The sequence below is a fragment of the Deinococcus arboris genome (assembly GCF_009755355.1).
Taxonomy (GTDB): Bacteria; Deinococcota; Deinococci; order Deinococcales; family Deinococcaceae; genus Deinococcus; species Deinococcus betulae.
Genome location: NZ_WQLB01000016.1, coordinates 68,046 through 92,479, shown reverse-complemented (window position 1 = coordinate 92,479; position 24,434 = coordinate 68,046). Strand labels below are relative to the sequence as shown.

The window sequence follows — 24,434 nt, the reverse complement described above, 5'->3', positions numbered from 1 at the left end:
GAGCAGTCTTCAGATAGATGTATTTTTTTCACTTGGACCTCTGGTCTCATAAAGTCAGTTTTTCGGGGTCAGGCTCTCAGCGACGGCTCTGGCTAGTTGGGTCGCACGCTCAAGTTGTCGCTGTCCATCCTCTGGTGCGTAGCCAGCGGTCTCTGGTGTGTGTGTGTGGTCACGTAGGCTGGCCCGGCGTAGATCGCCGGGGCTGCTATAGGGCACATTCGCTCCCCGACAGGCGCGCATGAGTTCAGCCCGCAATGCTACTTCAGCGCCCCAGGGGAAGAGGCGCCGGCGGGTGTCAATGCCCTGAAGGCCCAGGCTTTCATCGGTGAGGAGGCCACCCGCTTGGATGATGAGGGGCATCAGGGCGTCTTTGGCCTGCTGTGACAGAGGACCACGGCCGGCTGCTCGGGCCACCTCATATGCAGTGAGATTGAGGTGATCCCAGGTCAGGGTGAGGAGTTCGGTGACTTTGAAGGCGTGTTCGTCAATGAGGACGAGGGCTGCGTGGAGTGGGGCTAGGTCGTCTTGTTGGCGCGTGTACGTGTGGAGTCGTTCGACTTGGTGGCGTGGGGTGGCAGGGAGGTCAGCGAACTCTTTGGGAGGCCGCTGAATGCTTTGCATGGGGTGGGCGGCAATCACCCCTACAGACAGGAGATAGGTGTAGAGGGCGCTCATGGCCCCTAGGCGGGTGCGGACAGTGTTAGGGCGGGCGACGGTGCCGTTGCGATTGGCAGCAGCAACGCGGTTAAGGAGGTCGGTGAGATCAGTTGAGGCAATGTGCAACGGGATCTCAGTCGCTTGAGCTTCGGTGAAAAAGGGTGACAGTAAACGGAGCAGGTGGGCTGTGCGGATGCGGATGTGATCTTTGACGAGTGGGAAGAGCTGGTCGAGGTCGGCAGCGATGAGGGCTTTTTGGAGATGTTCAACGTCCGGTGCCATGACCTAAATATAGTAGATTCGGGAATCTTTTATAGATGAATAATGACTTTCCACTCCCTCAATATTTTCTCTCTCCTATCTGCCCTTGCCCAGGCTCTTGCTCTTATTCCGAGACGGCTGGGCTTAACGCTCCTATTGAGAAACCCCCTGTTGAAAGTATTCCGAGAGGTTGTGTTTAACATTGCTGCGTAGCTACTCAGCACGATGTGTCCTGTTGTGATGAGTAGCTATTCCTTATTTATTATGCAGATTAATCAAATAAACACTGGCATTAGCGGTAGACAGAGTGTCACCAATAAAAATTCAGTCATATCGATTGGTGCTTTTTGTCTTACCATTGCGATACGTTATCATGAGACCTCTAAGTCGCCAAACGCCTGATTCTATCTTGGTGGGACTGCTGATCACTGCGTTTTTATACTCCGGGCCGGATGCTTTAATAGCTTTGGAGACAACGAGCTCTGCAGTGGCTTGACAATATCCAATTATATCACCTGTGGCAATTGAGCAATTGGTAGACTTGGTTTGTTATGCCGAGTCATTATTGCAACTTACTGTAATAGTTATCACTCCTAAACTCAGAGCAAAATCAAATGGTCGCATGCGTTGGAGGACATGATGCACACTAAAAATCTGTGACTACTCAATGCGAGAGATCAGGCATAAGGACGTCATTGCAGAAGATGCTGACGAGACCTTGCCATATGTTTATCCCCTGCTTGTGTAACGTCGAAGTATAGAGGGTGCCAAGAACCGGTTTGAAGTGCGAGGCAGGAAATTTGCAGCGAGCAGAATGGGTGAGTGACGCGCCAAGGGTACCCCAGTGACGTGGATGATGACACGTACTTGTTTCTGCTTCCCTATCTGCTGCTGAGTCCTGAAGACGCGAGGCAACGGAAATACCCCATCCGAGACGTGCTGAACGCTCTACTCTGGGTCGCGCGCACGGGGGCACAGTGGGCCTACCTGCCGAATGATTTTCCGCCCGCTGAGACGGTGCGCCTGTTGGCGCACCGCTGGTTTGTGGCTGAGTGCTTTCAGAGCGCAGCACATGATCTGCGAATCCTGTCCCGCGTGGAGAAGGGCCGGAACGGGGAGCCCACCGCGATCATCATTGACAGTCGGACGCTCCAGAGCACACCGGAAAGTGGGCACCGTGCAGGCTTTGACGGCGCGAAGAAGCGCAAGGGCACCAAGGTCCATCTGGCCGTGGACACGCTGGGCCATATCCTCGCGGTCCTCACCACACCGGCCAACGAGCAAGACCGAGCACAGGTCAAAGACCTGTGCCTGGACGTGCAGGAAGCCACGGGTGTGACGGTTCAGGTTGCCTTCGCCGATCAGGGTTACACCGGGACTGGACCTGCTCTGGACGCCACGCAAGCAGGGGTCGAATTGATCGTGGTCAAGCGACCCGAAGCCGCCAAAGGGTTCATTTTGGTGCCCAAACGCTGGGTCGTGGAGCGCTCCTTCGCGTGGCTGTCGCGCTTCAGACGCCTGGGACGTGACCTGGAGCGCTTGCCCTCTACCCTGGTCGGCTTCCATGTCCTAGCCGCCTGTATTCTGCTCTGCAACAATTTGAAGCCCCTTTTTGCATAGCGTTCTTGGTACCTTCTAGCTGCGAATGCGGCAGAAATTCATGCCACCCTCCGTCGAGCGAAACCCACCAGAGACTTTGCGTTTCACACAGGCCATCCGAATGTCCCACTCCGCCTGATTGTGATCAAACGGTACCTGTTCATCGTGAAGGAAGCGCAGGATCTTGTCACGGTGCCGCTGGCACCGCAGCGCCAAGTTCTGTCTCCGAGTCTGCTTCACCCGACCCCGTTGCTCAGGCATGGGTTCCGTTGCTGGATTCACGTCTAACCCCACTTGCACCAACCTGTCGAATCGGTCTAGGGATGCAGTTTTGCCCTCTGAGGTCAGCGTCCTTGCTTTGTGCTCGTGATAGACGCGCTACATAGCGCAGCGGAGTTCTCCTGCCCAGATCTGTCTATGCTCCTCGGCCAAGTGCCGCCATTCCCTCATGAGATGGGCGTTGCACAGGGCATGTTGTGCAGGAAGCTGAAAATAGGTGCTCCAGGTGTCATGGACGACCGTGCCCTGAAACCGGGGAAGGACGTTTATATCGTTCAGAGCGGCGTGCCCTCTCTGCTGGTGATGCCCGTACAGTGTGAGCTGCTTGCAGCTCACCACATGCATCCAGGCCAGCTCCCCATTCACCTTGCTGCCGGTCTCATCTGCGTGCAGGACAAGCTCGTTGAGGAATGCAGTTTTGAGCTCCGTCTCAAAAGTAACCAGACGCTCAGCGGCAACATTCAAACTGAGGGCGATGGTCCCGTCACTGAGCTTCGCGCCACAGACGGCTTCCAGAATGTTCGCAGTGCGTTTGAGTGGAACGAAGTGTACCGCGTTCAGGTACACTGCCAATCCGTGGATGCGAGGACCGTACTGCACCTGACCACGAACGTGAGCTGGGAAAGCGGCCTGCTCGCGGTGGTGACACGTCGGACACACCTTGACCTGGGCGCGGTACTCCACCGCATGCAGACGGATCTCAGGCAAGTCCAAAACCTGCCGCGCTAGTTCATCACTGACGGTGACCGTGTCCCAGGCCTGACCACACCCACACTGCCCGGTCACAGGAAGCGTGACCACCTCGTCAGGGTGCTCGACCATCTTCAGCATCTTGCCTGGGTGCCCGGGTTGAGCGCCAGAAGACCGGCCGGTCTTCTGGCACTCACTCTCCGGCGTCCAAGGCTTGTCCTGGCTCGGTGGCTGATGCGAAGTTGTGCTGTTCATGGCCGAGATGCGCCTTGATGTCCTGAAGTTCAGCGAGCACGTTGGCCAGCTGAGCTTCCAGCTTTTTACAGTTCGGGCAGGCGTCGTCGGAGATGCCGGTACTCTACCTGCTCAGTCAAGTCCACGCCCTTACTGAGTGGTCACCACTGCTGAACTATCTGACTTATATACGGCAGTGATGTCTTGTAGAAGCTCAGCATTGACCTATGCGGCAGCGTGAGAGCAGTATTGCTAGATCATCCTAAAAAGATTCCCGAATCTATTAATTAATAGACCTTTTCGCTTTGCTGGAGGTGGAGCGCCTTTAACTCCTTTAAGCGGACGCTGCTGCGCGACGACGTGGTCACACCACTCACCAGCCAGGCCGCCACTGCCCTGGATCGGCTGCTCCACCAGGCGGGCTATGACCCCCTCTATCCAGAGACGTTAGCCGGCACCCAGAGCAAACGGATGTTTCCCTATGACACGCTCGATGCGCTGCGCCTGCGCGTCCTTCAGACCTGTACCAAATACCAAAGCGAACCTGAAGTTCATTCCGCCGGGGCTGATTAAAAAGTGCGCCCTGCGTGACCACGCCCGGAGTGCCGCCCATCTGGGCTACCGCGTAGAAGACCACTATAAGAAGGTCGTCGCCCTAGCCCAAGAGGTAAGCGATCAGAGCCAATGACTGGTATAAGGCTGAGAACAGAAATTTACCCTACCGATTCATCCCTTCAGCTCTAATCCTAGATTTATTGACCACGTTGTGGATTAGCATTGATATTCTTGGGGTATGCCCGGATGGCGGCCTACCCGTTACTCGCGTGCTCAACTTGAAGAGCGCCGCCTTGCGGCGCTTGAATGGATCGCACGTGGGACGTACAAGAATCAAGAGATTGCTGATCACTTCGGGGTCTCGGTGCACACCGTGTACAGCTGGAAAGGTCGGCTCAAACGAAACGGTAGTCTTCAGGCCACGGTGGCCAGCGGTCCAGCCTCGCGGCTGACGGCAGAACAAGGGGAGCAGTTGCGCACCCTCCTGCGGGAGGGTGCGGTGCATCATGGCTTTCGGGATGAAACCTGGACGACCCGGCGTGTCAGTGAATTGATCGGCCGGCACTTCGAGATCTGGTACCACCATGACCATGTCCGGCACATCCTGCGCCGGTTGGGCTTTACCCCGCAGATGCCCGATGGCCGGGCAGCGGAACGCAATGAACTTCGGATTGCTTCCTGGAAAGAACAGATGGCCCCGGAGTTGGAAAAAAAAGGTCGCTGAGGGCGCCACGCTCGTGTACCTCGATGAGGTGGGGTTTGCCCTGAAAGGAGTCCGCAGACGGACCTGGTCCACCAGGGGCGTGACGCCCCTGGTCACCTTGCCAGCCAACTGGGAGAAGCTCTCGACGATTGGGGCGATCACGTCGGGTGGACAGTTCTTGCAAAACACGAAGGTAGGCGCGATCCGGAGTGGGAATGTGGTCCATTTTTTTCAACACCTCCTGCGCCATATCCAGGGAGACATCGTGGTGGTGCTGGACAATGCGGGCATCCATCGGGCGAAAGTCGTGCAGGCGTTCGTGGCTCGCCACGAACGCCTCTCGCTGGTGTATCTGCCTCCCTATGCTCCCGAGTAGGGTCCGATCGAGTTGGTCTGGGCGTACGTGAAGCGCCATGTCCTGGGGAATTTTTGTGCCCGTACCTTGATGGCCTTAAAGGAGAAGCTGATCGGTGCGTGGCAACGCGTCCGGTACATCGACCTTCCGCATCACCTTATAGATGCAAACCTACGCCGTGATCAATAATGAGTGTTTCCGGGCGAATGTAATTACTCCCCGTAGAACAGAAGTCAGTCAAGGTGCAGACGGTAACCTGCCGAGGTGAAGGCCATTCGACTCGCCTCCCCGCACAGCTTCATGCTCATTTTGGCGCTCGGCCTGAACATAGGCATAGCCCAGACGCCCTTACCCACCCCTGCTCCTTCAACCACCCCTCCACCTGCCACCTCCCGAAGAGCTGGTCAGGTGCTCAGTCCATCTGAGCTGGCAACGCTCCGCGCCCTGTTCGTCAAGCTGCGGCCCGGGACCCTCCGTCTGGAAACCTGTCCAACCGCTGACTGCCGCATTCCGCGCAATGTAGGCACTGCCTTTCACATCGGCAATGGCTATGCTCTGACCTCTTACATCATGGTGCACAGGGCCCAGTCGCTTAGCGCTCAAACGTTGGATCAAAAACGCTATGCCGCCGAGGTCATCGGCTATGACGAGCAGTCTGACATGGCCCTGCTGCGCGTCAATCTGCCTGCCGAGACGCCCGTCCTGCCGCTGGCGGCGACAGCCCCAGTCAGTGGGGACGCATTGCTCGGGATCGGGAACAGCGGTAACACGTTCTTGACCCCAAAGATGGGCCGTCTGACAGGCCTCAATGCTGACGCGGGCCGCGCGGACTTTCCAGCGAAGACCCTGCAGACGGATGTGCCTTTCAGGCATGGCGACACCGGCGGTCCGATCATCAATGCAAAGGGTGAGGTTGTAGGTGTGATGAGCTTCATTCACGTCGGAAGCGACGCAACCTACGCGGTGCCAGTAACGACGAGTGACCCCCGGATCGCCGATCTTAGGCAGGGCGTCAAGCGGAACGCTCCCATGATTGGCCTTGTCCTGTCTAAGGCATTCAGCCGTGTCTCCGCCCTGCCGGCGAGCTCGTACATGGCGTTCATCAAGCACTTCAAGCTGGACCTAGGACCGACTCCAGGAGCCTTTTTCACCAGCGTGTTTCCCAACGCAGCTGGTGCCCAGGCTGGACTGCAGCCGCTCAAGTCCAGCGCGGATAATCAATGGATCGCTGGCGACATCGTCACGGCCGTCAACAGTGAACGGGTCAACAATTTTTCCGAGCTACAGTCCGCGGTGCGCCGTTATCAGCCTGGCGAGAGCGTGACCCTAACGGTTTTGCGGGCAGGGCAGGAGATCCAGGTAAAAGTAACGCTGATGCCCAGCACCTCCCTCCCCGAAGCCTCTGGCGAGAACGTCGTGTGACGATCCCCATCTACTGAGGTCAATGGCCCGGCGCGAGGCTAAGGTGACGCACGGCTGACTACTCCTCAAAACGGCTCACCGGCAGCAGAACGTCCGCTCCTGTACGGTGTTTCTGCGATGAAACGGACCCAGAGCCGACACCCGCACGAGACCTTGCAGACCGCGCTCCGGTCTTCCTTTCCCATTGACGCCAGACGGATGGCGGTGTTTGCGGCATTGATCCTCGCCGTGATTCAGGCGCGCACCGTAGTGCTCTACACGCTGAAAAACCATGTCATGCTCGATGGTCAGCCCGCCATCCGGTATCAGCGGCTGCTGCGCTTCATGCAATTCACCGTTCCAGACGCGATGTTCGCTCGCTTTGCACTGTCTTTCTCCCCGATGGTCCGGTGGACCTCATCCTGGACCGAACAAACTGGAAACTCGGGCAGCGGAACATCAATATTTTGCTCCTTTCTGCCGTCTGGAACGGCTTTGGCCTTCCGCTGATGTGGACGCTCCTTCCACATGGCGGCGCGAGTGATCAGCGCACCCGGGAAGCGCTCAACAAGCGCTTCCTCACCGCCTGTCCCGAGTGTCAGGTGCGTGCCTGTTGGCAGACCGAGAATTCATCGGTGAGCATTGGTTTGGGTTCCTCGACCATCACAACATTGCCCCGTGTATCCGATTGCCTGCACGGGCCACCATCGGCCAGGGTGTGCCCGTGTGGGCTGTCTTCAAGAAGCTACAGCCAGGAGAAGTTCGGGTGTGGCACCGCCAGACGCTGATCTATGGCGTTCGTCTTCGGGTGGCTGCCACGACGAATGCAGCTGGTGAGGTGCTCTACCTGGCGTACCGAGGTCATGTGGGGCCGAACCTGCAGCGATACGCTCAGCGGTGGCAAACAGAAAACCTGCACGCCGCCTTGAAAACTCGAGGCTTCAACCTCGAAGACACTGGCCTGACGCAGGCAGAGCGCGTCTCAACCTTGTTGACAGTCGTCAGTGTCGCCTTTATTTGGGCCTGCCTCACGGGTGAAATCCAAGCGGCTCAGGCCCCAGTCAAACGCAAGAAGCACGGACACCGCGCGGTGTCCGTGTTTCGCCTGGGTCTGGACCATCTGCAGGATTTGCTCTTGCACCCCTCGCCTTCGTCATGGCTCACCTTAACCGCACTGATGCCAGAACCAGGTTGATCGGGGGCTGTTAGCGAGCTGTCAGCGGGTAATCTTGCAGCGTGAACGTGTGCCAAAGGTTGATCCGCAGCGAGTGGGGGCAGGCACTCTGCTCTTACGAGCCCGCCAGCTTGACGCCATGGCCACTCGGAAGCGACAACTTGGTTTTTCTGACAGACCTAGGGCTTCCACCCCACGCTACGGATGGGGGTAACCTCGTCATTCACTTTCATGCAGTCGAGGCATTCCATTTCATGCGTGTGAATGACATTCAGGGGATCTGTATTGGTGAAACGGACGTTGGCGTGGCGATCTTGGTTGATGCGCACACCGGTCATGTCTGGGCGGGGGATGCCACAGGTTGTACCTTTATGAACGCCTCTTTGAAAGCGTTGTTGTGCTGCATGGTGATGTACCACCATGAGTTCATCGCCTGTCCCCTGAACGCTGAGGATGAAGGCGAGTCAGACGATGATGACTTGCCGGGCACGCCGGCGACCCGTGCACGTGCTGATCAACTGCGGGCACGCCTGAACGCGATTGATCCACTGGCCCTGGATGCGTCGACCCAGGGAGCGGATGTCAGCATGTGGGCGTATGTCGTGGAAGAGGTGGAATACGGCGTGATCTGAACTCAGGTCGCATCCCACAACTGCCGGAACCTAACACCAATGGGCCACAATCTGACCCCCTCCACGACACCACAGCGGTTTTGAAGGGTAGTCAGGACGCACGGCTTACGCTCGCAACATGGTGCCGGCCTCACGTGAACAGTCAGCTCACAGATTCTGCATTGACGTACCTTAAATGAGAATCGAGAGTAGAACTGCTCAGCACGAGGACGGTTCTCGTACCGAGCAGGCCTACTCTCGACTTCTGACTCCTATTCAGGATAATTCCTACCGCCTGCACAGTGCAACCCGAGACTGTTTCTATTCAGTCCAAGCATAATAAAAAATATTTCTTTCAATGCACATATCAACCAGCGTGAGTAAGGCTTGGCAAACCCTAACATATTCTTCGTCAATGAGTGGATTAATCAATTCTAACTTATTCATCACAATATGCAGATTATCAAGGTCTTTTTTGATATGCTCAAGACAGAATAGCAAAATATTCCTAAAACGTATCAGATTTTCTGTTTCATAGTTTGCTACATCTTCAGTAAATTCGGATGTACCGAATTTTTCTAGATCTTCTGCAGCATATTCCGAGAACGTTCGAACAAATTCGACAATAGTATCCCATAATTCTAAATCCAGGTAGATAAGATTATCAATCGTCCATGGTGTGTGCTTTTCCGAAAGAATAGCATTTTCATCCTGAGCTTCAAAAACTTTCTTGGCTCCTTCCATGGTCACCTCTTAGTAGGTTCCATCGATCATCCTAATGACAATATTAATAAGATCGTCCTTTCCTGCCTCAATCTGAATACCTCTTAGGTTTGGTCGGGGCGCAACAGACTTAACCTCAATCTCTGACACTTTTGCCTTAGATAAATACGTTTTTCTGAAAAGATTGATTTCTTTCCGCCCTAAATTGGAATCTACGACAGCGCCTTTAACGAGGTCATATTTTTTGTTAATACCAAAATGACTCTTAGCATAATCGACGATTCCTGGAGGCGATGCCGGGATATTCGCAAAGTGGCCATATAATGATAAATCCTGATTGACTTTTACCTTGCGCGCATCAAGCTTAGCGCTCACGATCGTTACTTTACTTGAACTGCCAATCAAGAGGAAATCTAGCTCAGCAACTGCTCCACCAATAATATCAGACTGATCATTTCCAGTCAGTTTTAGGGTCGGCGAGACAATAAGGCTCATATTCGACTCCTTAGCCAGCTGTTGAATCAACGGGAGTGCTGCGGATTCGACAATATCTCCAGTCTTCACTTTATTTTCAATAAATAGCTTTTTATTCCGAGCATACGCTTCTTTTTTAGACGGACTAGAATTTATAAATCGCGCAAATTCCCCAGCTAGGTTTCTCAAGGCTGTCAGCTGAGCCTCACTAAGCACTATCTGGGGAGTTTCACCTGTGTCATCAGGATTGACACTGGCATAAGGCACATAATATCCCTTCTTGCCAGCAGGCTTGAGCGACAAGTGCTTAATCTTTCGGCGGTTTACAATCGACGGGAACCGCCTCTGAATATCCTCTTTGCTGAGCGTCTTTTTAGACATAAGGACTTCAACGTCTTTCACTGCAGCCTGGACATCTTTTTCCATCTCCGCTTTCGAGCGAGGTGGCGAACTTTCCTTTTTCCCAGATTTGTCCTTTCCTTTCCCCAAGAGTTTTTCGATCACCCCCTTGACCTTCGCCACGATCTTGTCGAGGACCTGGTCGAGTTTTCCTTTGACCTTCTTGATGACCGTTTTGACCTTGCCGCCAAAGTTCCCCAAGCCCACGACCTTACCCAGCCAGGCCAGGGCGACTGGAATCACTCCACCCAGCGCACGGTCAATGAAGCCCACCGCGCCACTGATGTTGCCCGCCGCGATGGCGCTGATGCTTCCCAAGGCGTTCGTAATCACTGCGCCGATCTGCGCCGCCTGCTGCACCACCGTCTGCACCGTCTGAAAGGCCCCAATGATCGCGTTGATGAAGCCGCCACCTGGAATCAGCATGGTCACCAGTTTCTGGACCCCAGCCACCACCAGGCTTTTGGTGACCTCGCTTTTGATTCCACTGCTGATTTCCTGACCGACGCCCCCCTTCTGGGCATTCATCTCATCGGCCTTGTGCAGGCCCCCTTTCATGGTCTGCAGGATCTGAACGGTCGCTTCTGCTTTGGAGACCTTCGCCTGCCCGCCCGGCCCCATGGCTTTCACGAGTCGGCCCCGCATGGCCTGATACGTCAAGCCCATGACACTGAGGGCCGTGAGGAACACTCCTTGAAGGTCAAACTTCACCGGAAACGCGATGCCCGTGCTGCCGGTCAGCCACTGACCAATCCCGTTTTGCAGGTGCTTGGGGGCGTTGGCACTGAAGGTCTTGAAGCCGCCTTTGACCGCCTGCACCAGGTTCTGGGCAAATTTGACTGGGTTCTTCAGCACTTGAATGATCACGTCGCCCGCGCCACGCAGCTTGGCCATGATCTGCTTGCCCAGAGGCCCCAGGCCGGCGGTCAGGACGGTCAGGCCAATTTCAGCAATCTTGCGGGCACTGCCGACGATCAGGCTCTTGACCCCACTGGTGCGGCGGGTCACGGCACTCTTGGCCGCACCCAGATCCGCCTTGCCAATCGCACTCGCAATCTCGCTCAGGGCGCCGCCCAGGTCCAGCTTGCCCAGTTCCGCCTTGAACCACGTCCAGGCCTTCGGAATCGCGTTCGTCTCCTTCAGGGCTTTGAGGACGTCTTTTAAGGGTCCTGGGACCCAGCCGGCCAGCGTCTCCAGGATGGAGTTGGGATCCCCCGCCATCGTCTTGCCCGTGACAAGATCCTTGCCAAAGGCCATGCACAGTTCCCGGTAGCCCGGCAGGGCCGTCAGAGCACCAGCAATCACCGCTTTGCCTTTGTCCGCGATCGCCTGCGCGCCGTCTTTGACCTTGTCCGCCGCCCAACTCAAGGGATTACCCCAGCGCTGCACGGTCTGCGGCTGCAGGTCGTAGAGCGGCTTCAGGGCGAACCGCTGAACCGTGCCGTCCTGGACACGCTGCAGGGCCGCCGGCTTACTGTAGACGCCTGGCGCATGGGGGCTGGGCGGCATCAGGCTTTTCGGGCTGGGCATGACCTGGGCCAGTTTGGTGCCCATAGAGCGAGCTTCGCTTTCCAGACCAGCATCGGGATCAATGCCTTTGCCGACCCGGCCCTGGGACTGCTGCACCGTGTGCGTCACTTCGTGCGCCAGGAGTTCTAACCCACTTTGGGTGTTCGGACTGAACTTGCCGCTCTGAAAGAAGATGTCGGTGCCCGTCGTGAAGGCCGTCGCGTTGACACCTTTGGCCATGAGGTCAGCCTCGGTGTCGTCATGAATGCGGACCTTGCTCAGGTCATAGTTGAGCCCCTGTTCCAGATGCCGCTGCACGGCCTCCGGGAGAGGGTTCCCACTGCCACGTCTCGCTTGAATCCGTTGCAGGACGGGCTGAGTGGCCTCAGCGTCCAGGTCGGCCAACTGGCGCTGAAGGGCGACCGCCTGCACCGCTTGAGCGTCCTGGGCTGCTTGGGTTTCATGACGTTGGACAGCTGTATCCACGGCCCGTTGCAAGGCCAGGCGTTCGCTCCCCGGCACCAAGCCCAGGACAGCTCGCGAGACGGGGGCACTGATGGCGTGGCGCTGCAAACTGGCCAGATGTTCACCATAGGTCTCGTACCGCGCTGCAGCCGGGCCTGAATCTGTCTTGAACCCTTGTGCCAATGTCTGCGCCACCTGCCGCTGGAGGCCGGTGAACTGCGCGTGCTGGCGCGTGTCGAGGGCCTTGCCGTCTACTTCTTCGGCGCGCGCGCGCATGACCGTCACCCAGTCGCTGGGGGTCTGTGGCTTTGCGGGGACTGGCGCAGCCGTCTGCACCTGACGTTGAAGGGCCGCTTCAAGGGCGCCTGCGGGCAAGGTGAGCCCAACCAGCTCCGACTGCACCGCCTGGCGCTGGACCTGAACACGCGCCGTCTCCTGCCGCTCCAGACTCGCTGCCCGCAGTGGGGCCTGCACGGCTTGTCTCTGCGCCGTCACTGGACGCGAGAGATGTCGCTGAACAGCCTGTTGGGCTTGAGCCCGCTGCAGCTCAGTGTCAGTGATGTGCGGCTGAAGAGGGGACGCGACCGACCGTTGGGCCGTGTCGTGGGTGGATGGACGGCGCTGCACCAATGTCATGGCTGACCTCCCGAACAGTCATCAGTCTACTGGGTCACCCTCTAGAGTCCTATCTCTCCAGCGCGGTGTTCAGCCAGCTGCTTTGCCATCGCCAGTTCAAGTGGTTGCCAACCACAGTGATCAACCGGGGGGAGACCCCTTTTCACTCTCCTATCGAAGAGCTAAATTACAGCCAAACACAGCGTCGAGATGGCCAGGCTCTGACTACCCTTCGAAACGCGGCATCTCACTAGCCTGCGAAGACGAAGGCGACGGGTGCAGCAGCAGGTTCTGAAGAGGATCCAGGCCAAGTCGGAAGACGGACACCGCACGGTGTCCTCTAAATTGAAACTTCTGGTTTTCAGGGCCGAATGCAGGTTGTCGGTCTGTCAGCGCTGGTCATAACGTCGTACGTTCGGTTCGGCTTAGCACCGATAGGTCACGTACAGCTTCTCCCCAGCAGCGCTCTCCGTCGCAACCACCGAAGGGACACGTTGTACTCACCTAGCGCATTTTCTGGGCGGGTGCAGGGCCGGCATCTGCTCTGCGATCAGCTAAATGTATTTAGCTGTGACCATAACGTGACAGCTTGTCCTCTACGGTGAGTGCATGTCTTCAATTCGTAGATTGGGTACGTTCTCGTCCACGAGGAAAGGTCTTTTACACTCCTGGACTGCTGTAGCCCTCTTATCAGGATTGCTGCTGACGAGCTGTGGCTCGAACAGTCAGATCAGCATCCCAGAGCTCGGGAGTATCACCGACGACGCTGTCCTGGACGGCGAAGCCCGTGTGATTGACCCCTTGGCAAACGCGGTTGTCGAAGTCACCACTTTGTCCAATATTCCAGTGATCTCGGGCTTCACCTATGACACAGGTGGTTTCGACCTCTTAACGAGCCAGCAACCTCAAGCCCTGCGTATTCGGATCACCGGTCTGGTCGCAGGCGAGCAGGTCACGCTCCAGCGCATCGTGTACAACAACACGGGAAAATTCCAACGGATCAACCTACTGTCTACGCTCATCGGGGGCTACCTCGATCGCCACCCGCAGGCCAGTGAGGCACAGGCCAGTAGGGCCATCGGCCAATTGCTCTCGTTACCTAGAAGTCTCAACCTCCACCGGGAATTGCCAACGCAATATTTCGATCCTGCCGTATTTGTAAGCAAGGCAAAAGCCTCCGGTGGCATCAACGCCTTCCTGTCACAACTGGTCAACGAGGCGGATACCAATCATACTTACAACTTTTCCGCTGGCCCGACCTTGCAATCTCAGGGCCTCGGTACAAGTGCCTTCACCTTTATCGCCAAGAATTTTTTCTCAGGCGTAGGAAAAGCGGCGGCCGGTGCTGCTCTGAAAAGTATCGTCAGTGCAGTGACTGGCACCGATTCTGATGGTGAACAACTTCGGCAGCTCTCTTCACAACTTCATGATCTCAATCTCGGCCTCTCTCGTATTGAGCGGGATCTGAACCAGATGAATAAAGATCTCGCCGACGCTATTAGCCAAGTAGACAATGACGTGAATTACACAGCCTACAACTCTTACTATGCAAATGGCCTGCAGCAGGATATCGAGAAGGTCGAAGAGCTCAACGACAGCTTGAAGAGTATCCTTCAGACGGCGCGAGCGAAAAATCCCAGCATCCCTGCCCTCAAGGCGAAAATCGCCAGCTTTCAGAAACGGGCGCGGAAGGAACTGAATACCACCGACGTTTATAGTGCCACCAACAGTATCAACCGTTGGAAAACTCAGCTGATCAGCAATGGATACAACACCAGTGGTCTGGTGCAGCTGTGGAGCCACTACATTGCTCAGAAGACAAAGTTGTACGGACCAGTATCGGCAGCTCAGGTTCAGGCACAGTGGGATTTTATGGAAGCTCAGTGGATGATGTACGTGGGCCTCCAGTTGACTGCACTGAATGGCAGCCAAGAGGTATCGGCGAGTGACCGTCAGCAGCTGCTCAGCGCTTGGGCACGGAGCCGCCAGCAAGTTGTGGCACTGTTGTGGGGTGGGAGCAAGACAACTGAACAACTGAATGCAGAGGTGCAACTTCCAGAGGTCGAAGACGCTGTCATCAATCAGATCCTTCAACAGAGTGTCCCCAAGCCACTGCCGCCTCAGACGACCATCAATCAGACAGATAACACCCTCTGGTGGCTGCAACCGGGCTATCAGAACGGCACAAACTACACGACAGTTCTCAATGACCTGTTGGGGTCTCTGCGCAGCCCAACGTATGACCGGTCGTTCCCGACCTACGACGATCAACGTACGGTCGCCGTGCAGGCAGCACAAACCCACTGGAATGATCAGGCGTGGGGGATGCCTGGCATTGACGGCTACAAGCATTTGCAGACCTCACTCCTCGCAGACCATCTAGGCTTCACCGGAGCGGGCTTCGTAATGCCGGATGACGGGGGCCAGACGCCAGTCATTGTTCCAATTGATCCTGTCCAGCTCGCTTGGCAAACAAGCAATGAAGCGGTTTACGGCACCGATAACGTCATAGGCTCGCTTCTGGCCCGCTACATCTTCGAACCTACAGGAAAAATTCAAACGTTCGGGTACGTCACGACGGATCCAAATAGCCTTGGTGAAGACAATACCGATGGCTGTCCAAGAGTCTGGAGCGATTGGGATTCTTCCGTCTCGACTTCTCTGACGGGAAATCTTTACCGCATGTTTTCGGGTGAGGTGTGGTATCTCGACATTTGGGGAAACCATCCAAAGTACTTCCACGGCTTCGCATTCAGAAATCAGGATTTCGGCGGATGCAATCTGAACGACGGTTCACAGTTTTCGAAAATCAATCTCGCGTTCTATCTAGCCAGAGATCTGGGATCCGACGTCTATACGCACTGATCGCCTAAAGTCCTTGAAAAGACCGGGCAAGCTCAATCCGCTTGTCCGGCTTGCCTGACTACCCATCAACACGGCTGAGGAGCACCAGAAAGCCGACCCTTAGACGGTGTTTCTGCGATGAAACCACTCAAAAGCTGGCACCCGCACGCTACATTGCAGACTGCGCTGTGGTCTGCTTTCCCCATTGACGCCCGGCGGTGGTTCTGAGCACCCTTAGCCTGGCTGTTATTCAGGTCTGCAGGCTGCACAGGGTGAGCACAGTGCTCCACAGGTCGCGGTAGGCGTTGCGCAGCCGGGTTCTGGTAAGTTAACGAGGTGTAGGCCGACTTTCTGGCAGGCAGCTTGAAGTTCAGGTTGCCTGCTGCATGGCCTCACCGCAAGCTCGCAGAGCGCGCCTCAAATGGGTTTGTCGGATTAGGGCGGGGACGGTGGTGCGGGTGTGGCGGTGAAGGTTCGGGACTCGGGCGTGCAGGGCCAGGAACTCCTGGGTCCGTCGTCGTTTGAAGCCCAGTTGTTGCCGCTCCCGCTGCCGGGTCGGACGGTGCGATTGTTCAATGTTGTTGCAGCGTACAGTCGAGACGACTTGGACGTGCCCCACGCTGTGGAGCATGGGAAGTTCTCGGATGGCCGCACCATAACTCCACAGCTTGTCGGTGTGAATGACATCAGGAACGCCGTACTCACCGAGCAGCCGACTGAAGAAGCTGCGGGCAGCCTCCTTGTGCCGGTATGGTTGGAGCAGGAGGTCAAGCGTTCTACCCTGCTTGTCCACTGCGCGCCATAACCATGACACCTCCCACAGGCACGCACACCTCGTCGAGATGCCACCGGGAACCCCGGCGGGGTTCCCGATGACGCAGTTCCTCGGTGAGCAGGGGAGCAAATTTGATGTTCCACTGCCGCACCGTCTTGTGACTGACCTGAATGCCCCGCTCGAACAACAATTCCTGCACGTCCTGCTGGCTGAGGGGGAAGCGGTGGGACAGCCAGAGGGCGTAGCCGATAATGCTCAAGGGGAAACGGGCCGGTACGCTGACTACCCTTCAAAACGGGGCATGAGTGTGCTGAGGGCGCGCCAGGACACGCTGGACGGATGCAGGAGCAGGTCTTGGAGATGATCAAGCCCGAGTCGACACACGGACACTGTGCGGTGTCCGTGTTTTTTGGCTTTGGTCACCGTTCGACTCGCCACCAACTCGCCGTCACGCACGCCCAGATAAAGGCAACGCTAACGACCGTCAGGAGCGTGGACACGCGTTCTGCACGAGTCAGACCTGCATCTTCCAGATTGAAGCCTCTGGTTTTTAACGCGGCATGCAGATTCTCTGTTTGCCAGCGCCGGGCATACCGGTGCATGTTCGGCGGGGCGTGCCCCCGATACGCCAGGTCCAGCAGGTCACCAGCTGCATTTTTCGTGGCAGCCACGCGCAGATTCACACCGTAGATGCGGGTCTAGCGACGCCAGACCCTGACTTCACCCACTTGAAGGTTCTTAAGACCGCCCAGACCGGCATGCCGTGTGCGCCGATCGTGGGGCGCGCCGGGAGACGAATGCAGGGCGCAAGCCCGTGCTGGTCAAGGCATCGAAACCAGTGCTGCCCAATGAATTCACGATCCGCGAGTAGGCACCGGATCTCCCGGTCTGGACAGCGCTTCAGGAAGCGCTCTACAAGCGCTTCCCATGTCCAGGAACGACTGGCCCCACCGTGCGGGAGGAGTGTCTACATCAGGGGCAAGCTGAACCCGTTCCACACGGCAGAGAGCAGGAGAATATTGACGTCCTGCTGGCCAAGCGTCCAGTTGGTGCGGTCGAGAATCAGGTCAACTGGACCGGTCGGGAGGAAGGGCAAGGCGAATCGGGGGAACAGCGCCTCAGGAAACGGGAACTGGACGAACCGGCAGAGCCGCTGAGACCGAGTCGTCAACGATCCTGGGAGTACGACATGCGTCTTCAAGCGGTACAGGACGACGGTACGCGCCTGAGATCAGTGCCGTGAAGGCGGCGAGCGTCCAGCGGAAACGCAGACCGCCTTGCGGTCTGCAAGGTACCGTGAGGTGGTCGGCTCCCGGGGGTTTTCATCGCAGAAACACCGTACAGGAGCCGACTTTCTGTTGCCTGTAGTGCGCTTTGAAGGGTGGTCAGGGTCAGGCTACAACTCACGCTCCACGGCTCTGATCTCCTCCACACTGACATGGACCACGGCGGTGTCAGATCCCTTGATGACCTTGCGACCTGGCGCGGGCTCCTTCTTGGTCGCGAGCACGTAGAAAAGCACCTGGGTGGGCTTCTCCGTAGCCTCCAAACTTTCAAAGTGGTTCAGGACGTTGTACATGGTGCGCAGTGTCAGCTCACTGCGCCCTATGACCACAACAGTCTCGTCTCCCCTTTTTAGCGCCGCCATATTCTGAAGACCCGCAGCGTAACCGCTATAGGGTTCGGGATCGGTGTATCCCTGCGTCTGCAGTTGGTGCAGCGCATATCGGTACACCAGGCTGGCCTTCAGGGTGGTGAGTGCAGGCAGGTAGTTGTACCGCTTGGTGTAGCCGAACTCGTAGAGACCACGGCCAGTCAGCACTATGACCCGCGAATTGAGCACCTGTCTCCGCGTCACCATCTCCCGTTTTGTGGCCAGCCTCAGAGCATCTGCGCCGTACGCCTCATGGCACGCCCCAACGGTCTTCGGTCCCCACAGCCACAGGTCGTCTACCAACGCTTCAAGAGAGGCCAGAAGGGCCGGCGTAATCATCGGCCTGACAGTAGCTCATCCTCAGAGCATGTTCACTTCACACCTCTCTGAAATGGCGATGCATAAGCCTCTCAGCAAGCAGGGCGTGCAGGAACATCTGCACTCAGCAAAGCTTCCACCTCCGTGCTGCGCCGGGTGAGGCTGTCATAAGCCATTCGCCTCGCCCCCTGTTGAATCTGGTGTAGGGCCGCGTCGTCGGCCTTGGGGTTGAGCAACTGGTAGAGCCCCATCAGAAGCGTCACGCTGGTATTGGCGTCAATCGCCGCCCGAGTCTGGAGCTTGGCCAAGTGCTCGAAGTGACGGCCGACCGCCACCTCAACCATCGCCTCAAGCTTGGGGATTAGGAACGTGGTGGCCAACTCACTGTCCTGACCACTGAGCGCCTGCCCCAGCAACTCCTCAATCAATGCCGATTTGGACAGGCCAGTCTGCTCCCCAAGCTTGACCAAGTTCAACTTGACATCCAACCCCACACGCCCCTGCACTTGCACATTCGCCATCACGTACTCCTTGTCGTATACGACATTCTAGTTTGTATACAAATTTTGTTGATTCAGACGATAAAAAACCCCGATTGTATACGCCCTTATCCTGCCCTAACCCCTCTGCTGCTCTGACGCCCTTTGGAAGAGGAGTAGGTTGAGGGGTTCAACTCGTGTTGGCATCGGATCCGCCCAATGAGCTGCTTAAGGGTCGCTTGTGTGAGTGGTCTCTGCTGTCCATCACGAAGTAGAAGCCGCGCAACGATTGGTGGTCATGCGCCCAGTTGAACGCTGATGCTTTGAGACCCACACCCGCTGCCCATTGGTGATCCGATAACCAACCTGAGACTTGACCCAGCTGCGCGACCTGGTCCTGTTGCTGGACAAGCTGAGAAGGTGGGCAGCCACTTGGGTGTTGCCGCCACGGTTGGCCCAGGTGCAAGCACGATCAAACAAGTGAGGGATAGAGCGCCTAGACGCAAAAAGAAGCATCACCGACCTCTGCTCTTCTTAGGCGGAGCGACGAAAAAAGCTCCACTGGTCAGATCCTGACCTCAGAGGGTTCAGTCGTGAGCCAGGGTTGGTTAAGCTTCCGGTTGATGCGGCGTGGTGTTCCGCCTGCCATTTGCGGAAGCATTTGGTCTTCAAACGATGTGGCGAGATGACACGCCCTATGCTCTGAACGTGCTCCTTTTCGGCAAGGTACTGCTGACGCTGCTGATCCTGATGGCCGGGCTGATCACGCTGTACATGATGGCCTATGCCTTTTCGGTGCCGCGATCTGTGTTGGTCGTTCTTCAGGTGACCGTGGTGGTCTTCTCTGTCCTGGCCGCTGGTCTGGTCTGGAAGCTGAGTGCAGCCTGGCTCGTGCCTGCACTCCTGGCAGTCGCTGTCCTTACCTTCATCCTGTTGCAACAGGGCGGAGGGCTGTGATGGACGAGATCCTGCACGCCTTTCCACTGGACCGAAAGTTCCAGGTGTGGTGGTACCGGGTCAGTCATGGTCAGTTGCTGCTCCGCAGCGGCCGGTGGATCAAAGGCACAGACAACCATGAGCGCACGGATGTCTGGTTCATGTCGGTCGGGGCCATGGTGTTGCTGGACACCAACTTCCGGGGAGGCCTGACCATCACGAGAATTCATGACGCAGAAGGAGCGGCGCAGCAAGCGGGCGTGAACCCAAAGCTCCTGAGACATCTTCATCTCTTTGCCCTGGACGCTGCTGAAGGATGTTCCCTGGTGGTCGCGGGTAGGGTGTACGTCGCTGAGGATGTTGGACCCCTCTTTGGACGAACATCTTGGGAACTTGAAGCAGAGGAGCGGTGGGCACAACAGATCAAAGACCAAACTGAACTCAATCTGCCAGAGAGCACAGAAGCAGAGGGCTGACGCCCAGGTTGCTCACCTGCTGTCCTGAAGGCCGCATGATGGGGTGACGTTCATGCTGTACACGTTCTCGACCGAGGAATGGCTGGCCTTGCCAGCGCGTTCCACCATTGATGGCCTTCCGGTGCACCAGGATTCACTGGGGCATTTCCTTCGTTTCACTGTGGCCTTCGGTGCCCATGAGACCCGGACCACGCACGCGTTTCTTCGTGTTCCAACGATTGCAAAGGCAGAAGAAATGCGCAGGCTCTTGCCCGTGCTGGTGCGGTGGCCAGCAGGGAAGCCGGCGGATCCAGGGCGATGCATGAATGGTGAGACTTCTCCACAACGGGTGTACTTCAATCACCGGTTCCACTGCTTTGACTGCGGCTTGACCTTCCCAGCTTTCGCGATCTCCAGGGATGACTACTGGCTCGACGGTCTTGAGCCGCCAATCGTTCGGTACAGGTTTGAGGCGGTGGGATGTCCAGAGTGTGGCGGCCCTTGTCGGTCCCCAGGACTCGTAGAGGTCTTTGACCCGACAGGCCACAGCCCGTTATCACTCTGACCGATGCATTGAATGCCTTCGGGATCACCTGGACGCCTGACAGCTCAGGCCAAGTATCGGCGGCGGTCATGCCAGCCGCTGGCCGCCAGCCAGCCGCAGCCCTGATCACCCAGCTCGTGCAGGAGCAGGGCCCCAGGTGAACGCACAGGGACTTCCCGCATGGCCACCAGGACGCGCTGCATGGCGTTCTGCAAGCCCAAGAACGCAGGAATGCCCCGGAACTCGGTTTCAACGGCGCACCAGAGCAGGCGGTAATAGGCCCTGGCGCTGTGGCGGTCACGGAAGAGCAGGGCAAGGCGCTGGCCCGCCTGCTCAATCAGATCCCGGCGCCGCTGGGGGTGCTCGCTGAGAATCGCGCCCAGGGCCCAGACGACCTCGGCCGGCTCGGTCGCGGAAGTGAGGGAATCAGAAGTAACCAGAGACTCTGAGCTATTTCTAGGTAACGACCACTGAAGTAAGGGGTTGCCTCTGAAATTTCCCCCTTGTGGGGAAACTGATTCCCTCACTTCTGAAAGGGAGGCTTCCTGGGCTTTCAGGGCCTGCTCTTCCTGGTGCTGAACTTTCAGGGCGTAGCCGGTGCGGCCCCGCCTGCGGTCGGCTGCCAGGTCACGGGGGGCCTCAAGGGGCAGTTCCTCCTGCATCACCCGGGCACGGAGGCCTGGGGCCACCGCTTTGAGCAGGACGGTCAGCCACACCCCAATGCAGGTACTGCGGGTGATGACTTCGCCGGTGGTCTTGTCCAGGAACTCTGCAGGTTGATAGACACGGCGGGTGCTCAGGAGGCCGCAGGACCGCAGGTCATCCACGGCACGCTCGCAGGTGGCCGTGCCCAGCTTCGTGGAGACGGGCAGAACGTCCAGCACCGTGAAAAAGGTGTATGAGGTCAGGTGGGCGAGCTGCCCACGCTGCTGAATCAGTTCGAATGTCGCTTCGACGGCGGCCCGGTACACCGCACGGGCCCGCGCACGGGCCCGCGGCCGGATGGCGCTGACAATCGTCTCTTCGGCGGCCACCATGACCCGCTCAACGTTGGCTTGCCGTTTAACCAAGACCTCTTTCTCCTGAGCAGCCCAGGAAGGGGCCTTGGGGAGGGATTGGGCTACCTTGACCCGCACGCTTGGTTGAGGGGGCGTCTGGGGCCGAACAGTGGTCTCAGTGGGAGCCTGAAAGAGCGCAGGCTGGGTGTTGGACCTGAGCGCTGCTCGGAACGCCTGTGCATCCTCGGCCTGACGTAGCCGCTCAGCTCGGTCTGCAGTGCGTCTGGATTCGAGGCGGGCTTGGGCTTCGTATAAGGCCGCCAGTTGGGCGGGCGGCGGTGGGCTTGGTGGACTACCAAGCGAAAAGGGGCGCGTGTGCGCGCCCCCTGGACCGTCAGTCATGGGTCTCTCCCTTGCAAACTTGCAACAGGGGGGCTTCCCAGTTAGAATGGCGGTATCTGAGGCCGCTTATCCTAACTGAGCTTTACCAGAAATCCTCGCCGCCAAGCGGGGATTTTCGGTTTCAGTGGTGGTGGGTCTACGTGGGGTGGATTGTCAGTTCGCCTCCGATAGACTGAAGCATAGCACCCTTGTGAAGTGACGTAATCAGGTTTTGCAGCCGGGAGGGCGTAAGGGCGCCAAAAATGCCGGAAAGCATGCACGACTTTCAAAAGGCATTCTCGTTTTCTCCCTCACGGAGTCGGTAGGATTCACGTTCCAGCCGTTGCCACTGCGCACAGTGGCCGTCAAGGTTGGTCCGCCGCTTCTCTATGGCCTCTCCGGTCAGTGACCGTCCTCTTGATCAGGCGGATGAACGCGCCTCTGTACGTGCCAGGATGACACCATGACCCGGCCAAAAGGGCCCGCCCACACCCCCCCGGCGCCAGCCCGCATCTGGGCCTTGCTGGCCAGCGAAGCCAGCACCGCCGTCATCTTCCGGCGTGGCCCCAGCCGCTGGACTCGCCTGTACCAGTGGAACACACGCACGGACGAGATCACCCCAGGCTCCTGGTTCCACGGCCGGCTGTATGAATGGATGAGTGACCTGTCCCCGGATGGCCAGCATCTGCTGTACGTCGCCCACAATGAAGCCCGGCGTAGGGTGCGGGCTGCCGCAGAGCAATTCGATGGGGAACGCATGTGGTCGTGGACCGCGTTATGCCGCCCGCCCTGGGTCAAGGCGTTGGGCCTCTGGAATGCCTCTGATTACTGGAGCGGCGGTGGTGTATTCACGGACAACCATGTTCTGACCATCAACCATTCAGCCAAGGCGCTCAAGGCACTGATTGAGGCCAAAGGCTTTGTGGTCGAGGGTGTGGCAGGCGACCGGCAACGGGTGGACACGTTCGTGATCGCCCTGCAGCGCACCGGCTGGCGGGTCACAGCCTGGCCAGAGCGGTGGAGAGGCATGGGTGAGGCTCATCCCATCGTGTTCAGGAAGAAGGCATTGGAGTTGCGGTTCATCAGTTCACCCCGGCACACCCGGTATGTCAGGTACATCTGGCATGGTCCAGAGGCGGTGCCACTATTAAAAGGCGCCTCCTGGGCCGATCTCGATCAGCAGGGCCGGTTGGTGCTGGCCCGTGAAGGGCGTCTGTACGCCAGACGAGGCAGCGAGATGAATGAGCTGATCAATCTGAATCTGCATCAGCCGCTCCGCTCTCCAGGCGTGCCGCTGGATGCGAAGCAGTCAAGTCACCAGACAGACCCTTCTTGACGGCCCATTAGTGGGCCGTCAAAAAGGGTTTATCAGCTGTGTTAAGACCGCCCCCTCCAGGCTGACAACGAACCTGGGCCCTCAAGGGCACATGTCGGCTGTCTCGCCATAGGTCGGCGGTGTATCTCCGTGGGCCCCCGCAGCTGCGTCTTCCTCGACATCTCGGTCATGGAAGAATTCGTCTACCTATGCGGCGTCCTCTCCTGCTGTTTGCGTTGTTGAGCCTCTCCGTCATGACGGCCCGCACAGCACCTTGCTCTGAGGGCCGCTGCCCCGGGCGCACACACCACCACATCGCGCTAAAGCTTCAGGTCCCTCAACCTCTACCCCTTGTACGCCCGAACGACACGCCCGCCGTCGCCATCCATGCCATCGGCCCAGGCCAGACCATCACCAGTTTGGATGGCATCCAAATTACGGCACCCAATGAATGGCTTGATCCGCCAACCATCCTGCACACCCTCACGGTAGAGCGCCTCGCGCCATTCAAAGTTCCGAACATAATCCCTGGGTCGTCAGATCGATTAATTCCCTTTTACCGTATCCGCAGTACAGCACCGCTTGCGGCCTGGACCGCCATGCGCCGGTCGTTTCTCGTCCATCTCCCGGTGCCCCCGTCCTCCCTGGACCGAAGACCGGTGTTGTACAGCCTGGGCATGTCTCTCGCCGCTGGTCAGGCCGGATTTTCGAATGACATGCACTGGGAGCAAGACGAAATCGGCATGCCAGGCCAGACCTGTTTCAAGTTTGAACGCGACTCTCTGGGTTGGGATAACTCGACCGCTGAGATCTTCACCGTGTACGCTTTCATATGGCCTCCAGGCCCAGTTGAACAATTCAGGGGCTGGGTTGAGGAGTGTGCGCCACCAGCGAGGCCCCCGATGCCCGCAGGTGTTTCATCTGGCAATAACGGTCAAGCACGCCTGCGCAAGCTGTCTCTGACAAACCAAAGTTGACGGCTCAATCGGCAGAAGAGGTCACCTTGCCAAAGACAGCGCCCCTTCCTGGTG

The 24,434-nt window shown here is 57.7% G+C and carries 14 protein-coding genes and 6 pseudogenes; 10 read left to right on the top strand and 10 right to left on the bottom strand.

The features are described 5' to 3' along the window. Positions 1-54 precede the first annotated feature (54 nt). A complete protein-coding gene (locus GO986_RS12775) occupies positions 55-939 on the bottom strand; it encodes a site-specific integrase (RefSeq protein WP_157459687.1) in 885 nt (294 codons plus the stop codon). 801 nt (positions 940-1,740) lie between these two features. Here GO986_RS12775 and GO986_RS12770 point away from each other — a divergent pair. Beyond that, entirely contained in the window at positions 1,741-2,538 is a 798-nt protein-coding gene (locus GO986_RS12770; RefSeq protein ID WP_369409346.1) for an IS5 family transposase, read from the top strand. Positions 2,539-2,556: 18 nt separating this feature from the next. Here GO986_RS12770 and tnpC read toward each other — a convergent pair. Further along, positions 2,557-3,741: pseudogene (tnpC, locus tag GO986_RS12765) on the bottom strand (IS66 family transposase); the annotation flags it as partial. Positions 3,742-4,080: 339 nt separating this feature from the next. Between tnpC and GO986_RS12760 the strand changes: the two are divergent. The 5 genes and pseudogenes from GO986_RS12760 (at position 4,081) to GO986_RS12740 (ending at position 8,540) form a co-directional block, all read left to right on the top strand. Then, positions 4,081-4,293: a hypothetical protein gene (locus tag GO986_RS12760; protein WP_157459686.1), complete on the top strand. Its 213-nt coding sequence runs from the start codon at positions 4,081-4,083 to the stop codon at positions 4,291-4,293. A 220-nt stretch (positions 4,294-4,513) separates the two neighbouring features. After that, positions 4,514-5,522: pseudogene (locus GO986_RS12755) on the top strand (IS630 family transposase). Positions 5,523-5,597: 75 nt separating this feature from the next. Beyond that, complete coding sequence (locus tag GO986_RS12750) at positions 5,598-6,755, top strand: S1C family serine protease (RefSeq protein ID WP_369409345.1); 1,158 nt, start codon at positions 5,598-5,600, stop codon at positions 6,753-6,755. Positions 6,756-6,872: 117 nt separating this feature from the next. Further along, positions 6,873-7,929 (top strand): annotated as a pseudogene (locus GO986_RS12745) (IS4 family transposase). Positions 7,930-7,970: 41 nt separating this feature from the next. After that, complete coding sequence (locus GO986_RS12740) at positions 7,971-8,540, top strand: SUKH-4 family immunity protein (RefSeq protein WP_157459685.1); 570 nt, start codon at positions 7,971-7,973, stop codon at positions 8,538-8,540. Positions 8,541-8,840: 300 nt separating this feature from the next. On the opposite strand, the gene GO986_RS12735 is transcribed toward GO986_RS12740, so the two are convergent. The 3 genes and pseudogenes from GO986_RS12735 to GO986_RS22950 form a co-directional block, all read right to left on the bottom strand. Beyond that, positions 8,841-9,263: a hypothetical protein gene (locus GO986_RS12735; RefSeq protein ID WP_157459684.1), complete on the bottom strand. Its 423-nt coding sequence runs from the start codon at positions 9,261-9,263 to the stop codon at positions 8,841-8,843. Positions 9,264-9,272: 9 nt separating this feature from the next. Continuing rightward, positions 9,273-12,725 (bottom strand): eCIS core domain-containing protein, encoded by a 3,453-nt coding sequence (locus GO986_RS12730; RefSeq protein WP_157459683.1) that lies wholly within the window; start codon positions 12,723-12,725, stop codon positions 9,273-9,275. Between the two features lie 204 nt (positions 12,726-12,929). Further along, positions 12,930-13,180, bottom strand: a pseudogene (locus tag GO986_RS22950) (IS4 family transposase); the annotation flags it as partial. Between the two features lie 313 nt (positions 13,181-13,493). Between GO986_RS22950 and GO986_RS12725 the strand changes: the two are divergent. Further along, entirely contained in the window at positions 13,494-15,569 is a 2,076-nt protein-coding gene (locus GO986_RS12725) for a hypothetical protein (protein ID WP_157459682.1), read from the top strand. Positions 15,570-15,918: 349 nt separating this feature from the next. On the opposite strand, the pseudogene GO986_RS12720 reads toward GO986_RS12725, so the two are convergent. The 4 genes and pseudogenes from GO986_RS12720 to GO986_RS12705 all read right to left on the bottom strand — a co-directional run bounded on the left by GO986_RS12720 (position 15,919) and on the right by GO986_RS12705 (position 18,816). After that, positions 15,919-16,582 (bottom strand): annotated as a pseudogene (locus GO986_RS12720) (IS6 family transposase). 23 nt (positions 16,583-16,605) lie between these two features. Beyond that, a pseudogene (locus tag GO986_RS12715) lies at positions 16,606-17,649 on the bottom strand (IS4 family transposase). Between the two features lie 70 nt (positions 17,650-17,719). Then, positions 17,720-18,316, bottom strand: a complete 597-nt coding sequence (locus tag GO986_RS12710) for a hypothetical protein (RefSeq protein ID WP_157459681.1) — start codon at positions 18,314-18,316, stop codon at positions 17,720-17,722. Positions 18,317-18,387: 71 nt separating this feature from the next. Next, positions 18,388-18,816, bottom strand: coding sequence for a hypothetical protein (locus GO986_RS12705; RefSeq protein ID WP_157459680.1), 429 nt, complete (start codon positions 18,814-18,816; stop codon positions 18,388-18,390). A gap of 588 nt (positions 18,817-19,404) precedes the next feature. Between GO986_RS12705 and GO986_RS12700 the strand changes: the two genes are divergently transcribed. Both GO986_RS12700 and GO986_RS12695 read left to right on the top strand, forming a co-directional pair. Continuing rightward, complete coding sequence (locus tag GO986_RS12700; RefSeq protein WP_157459679.1) at positions 19,405-19,731, top strand: hypothetical protein; 327 nt, start codon at positions 19,405-19,407, stop codon at positions 19,729-19,731. Beyond that, positions 19,731-20,186 (top strand): hypothetical protein, encoded by a 456-nt coding sequence (locus tag GO986_RS12695; protein ID WP_157459678.1) that lies wholly within the window; start codon positions 19,731-19,733, stop codon positions 20,184-20,186. The genes GO986_RS12700 and GO986_RS12695 overlap by 1 nt, the downstream gene beginning before the upstream one ends. Before the next feature lie 588 nt (positions 20,187-20,774). Here the strand turns inward: GO986_RS12695 and GO986_RS12690 are convergent. Then, positions 20,775-21,779: a hypothetical protein gene (locus GO986_RS12690; RefSeq protein WP_157459677.1), complete on the bottom strand. Its 1,005-nt coding sequence runs from the start codon at positions 21,777-21,779 to the stop codon at positions 20,775-20,777. 772 nt (positions 21,780-22,551) lie between these two features. Between GO986_RS12690 and GO986_RS12685 the strand changes: the two genes are divergently transcribed. After that, positions 22,552-23,424: a hypothetical protein gene (locus GO986_RS12685; RefSeq protein WP_157459676.1), complete on the top strand. Its 873-nt coding sequence runs from the start codon at positions 22,552-22,554 to the stop codon at positions 23,422-23,424. The last annotated feature ends 1,010 nt before the right edge of the window (positions 23,425-24,434 follow it).

Bases quoted from the DNA above. Each gene is read 5' to 3' on its own strand.
- GO986_RS12775 (WP_157459687.1), bottom strand. From the start codon at position 939: ATGGCACCGGACGTTGAACATCTCCAAAAAGCCCTCATCGCTGCCGAC.
- GO986_RS12735 (WP_157459684.1), bottom strand. From the start codon at position 9,263: ATGGAAGGAGCCAAGAAAGTTTTTGAAGCTCAGGATGAAAATGCTATT.
- GO986_RS12730 (WP_157459683.1), bottom strand. From the start codon at position 12,725: ATGACATTGGTGCAGCGCCGTCCATCCACCCACGACACGGCCCAACGG.
- GO986_RS12710 (WP_157459681.1), bottom strand. From the start codon at position 18,316: ATGATTACGCCGGCCCTTCTGGCCTCTCTTGAAGCGTTGGTAGACGAC.
- GO986_RS12705 (WP_157459680.1), bottom strand. From the start codon at position 18,816: ATGGCGAATGTGCAAGTGCAGGGGCGTGTGGGGTTGGATGTCAAGTTG.
- GO986_RS12695 (WP_157459678.1), top strand. From the start codon at position 19,731: ATGGACGAGATCCTGCACGCCTTTCCACTGGACCGAAAGTTCCAGGTG.
- GO986_RS12685 (WP_157459676.1), top strand. From the start codon at position 22,552: ATGACCCGGCCAAAAGGGCCCGCCCACACCCCCCCGGCGCCAGCCCGC.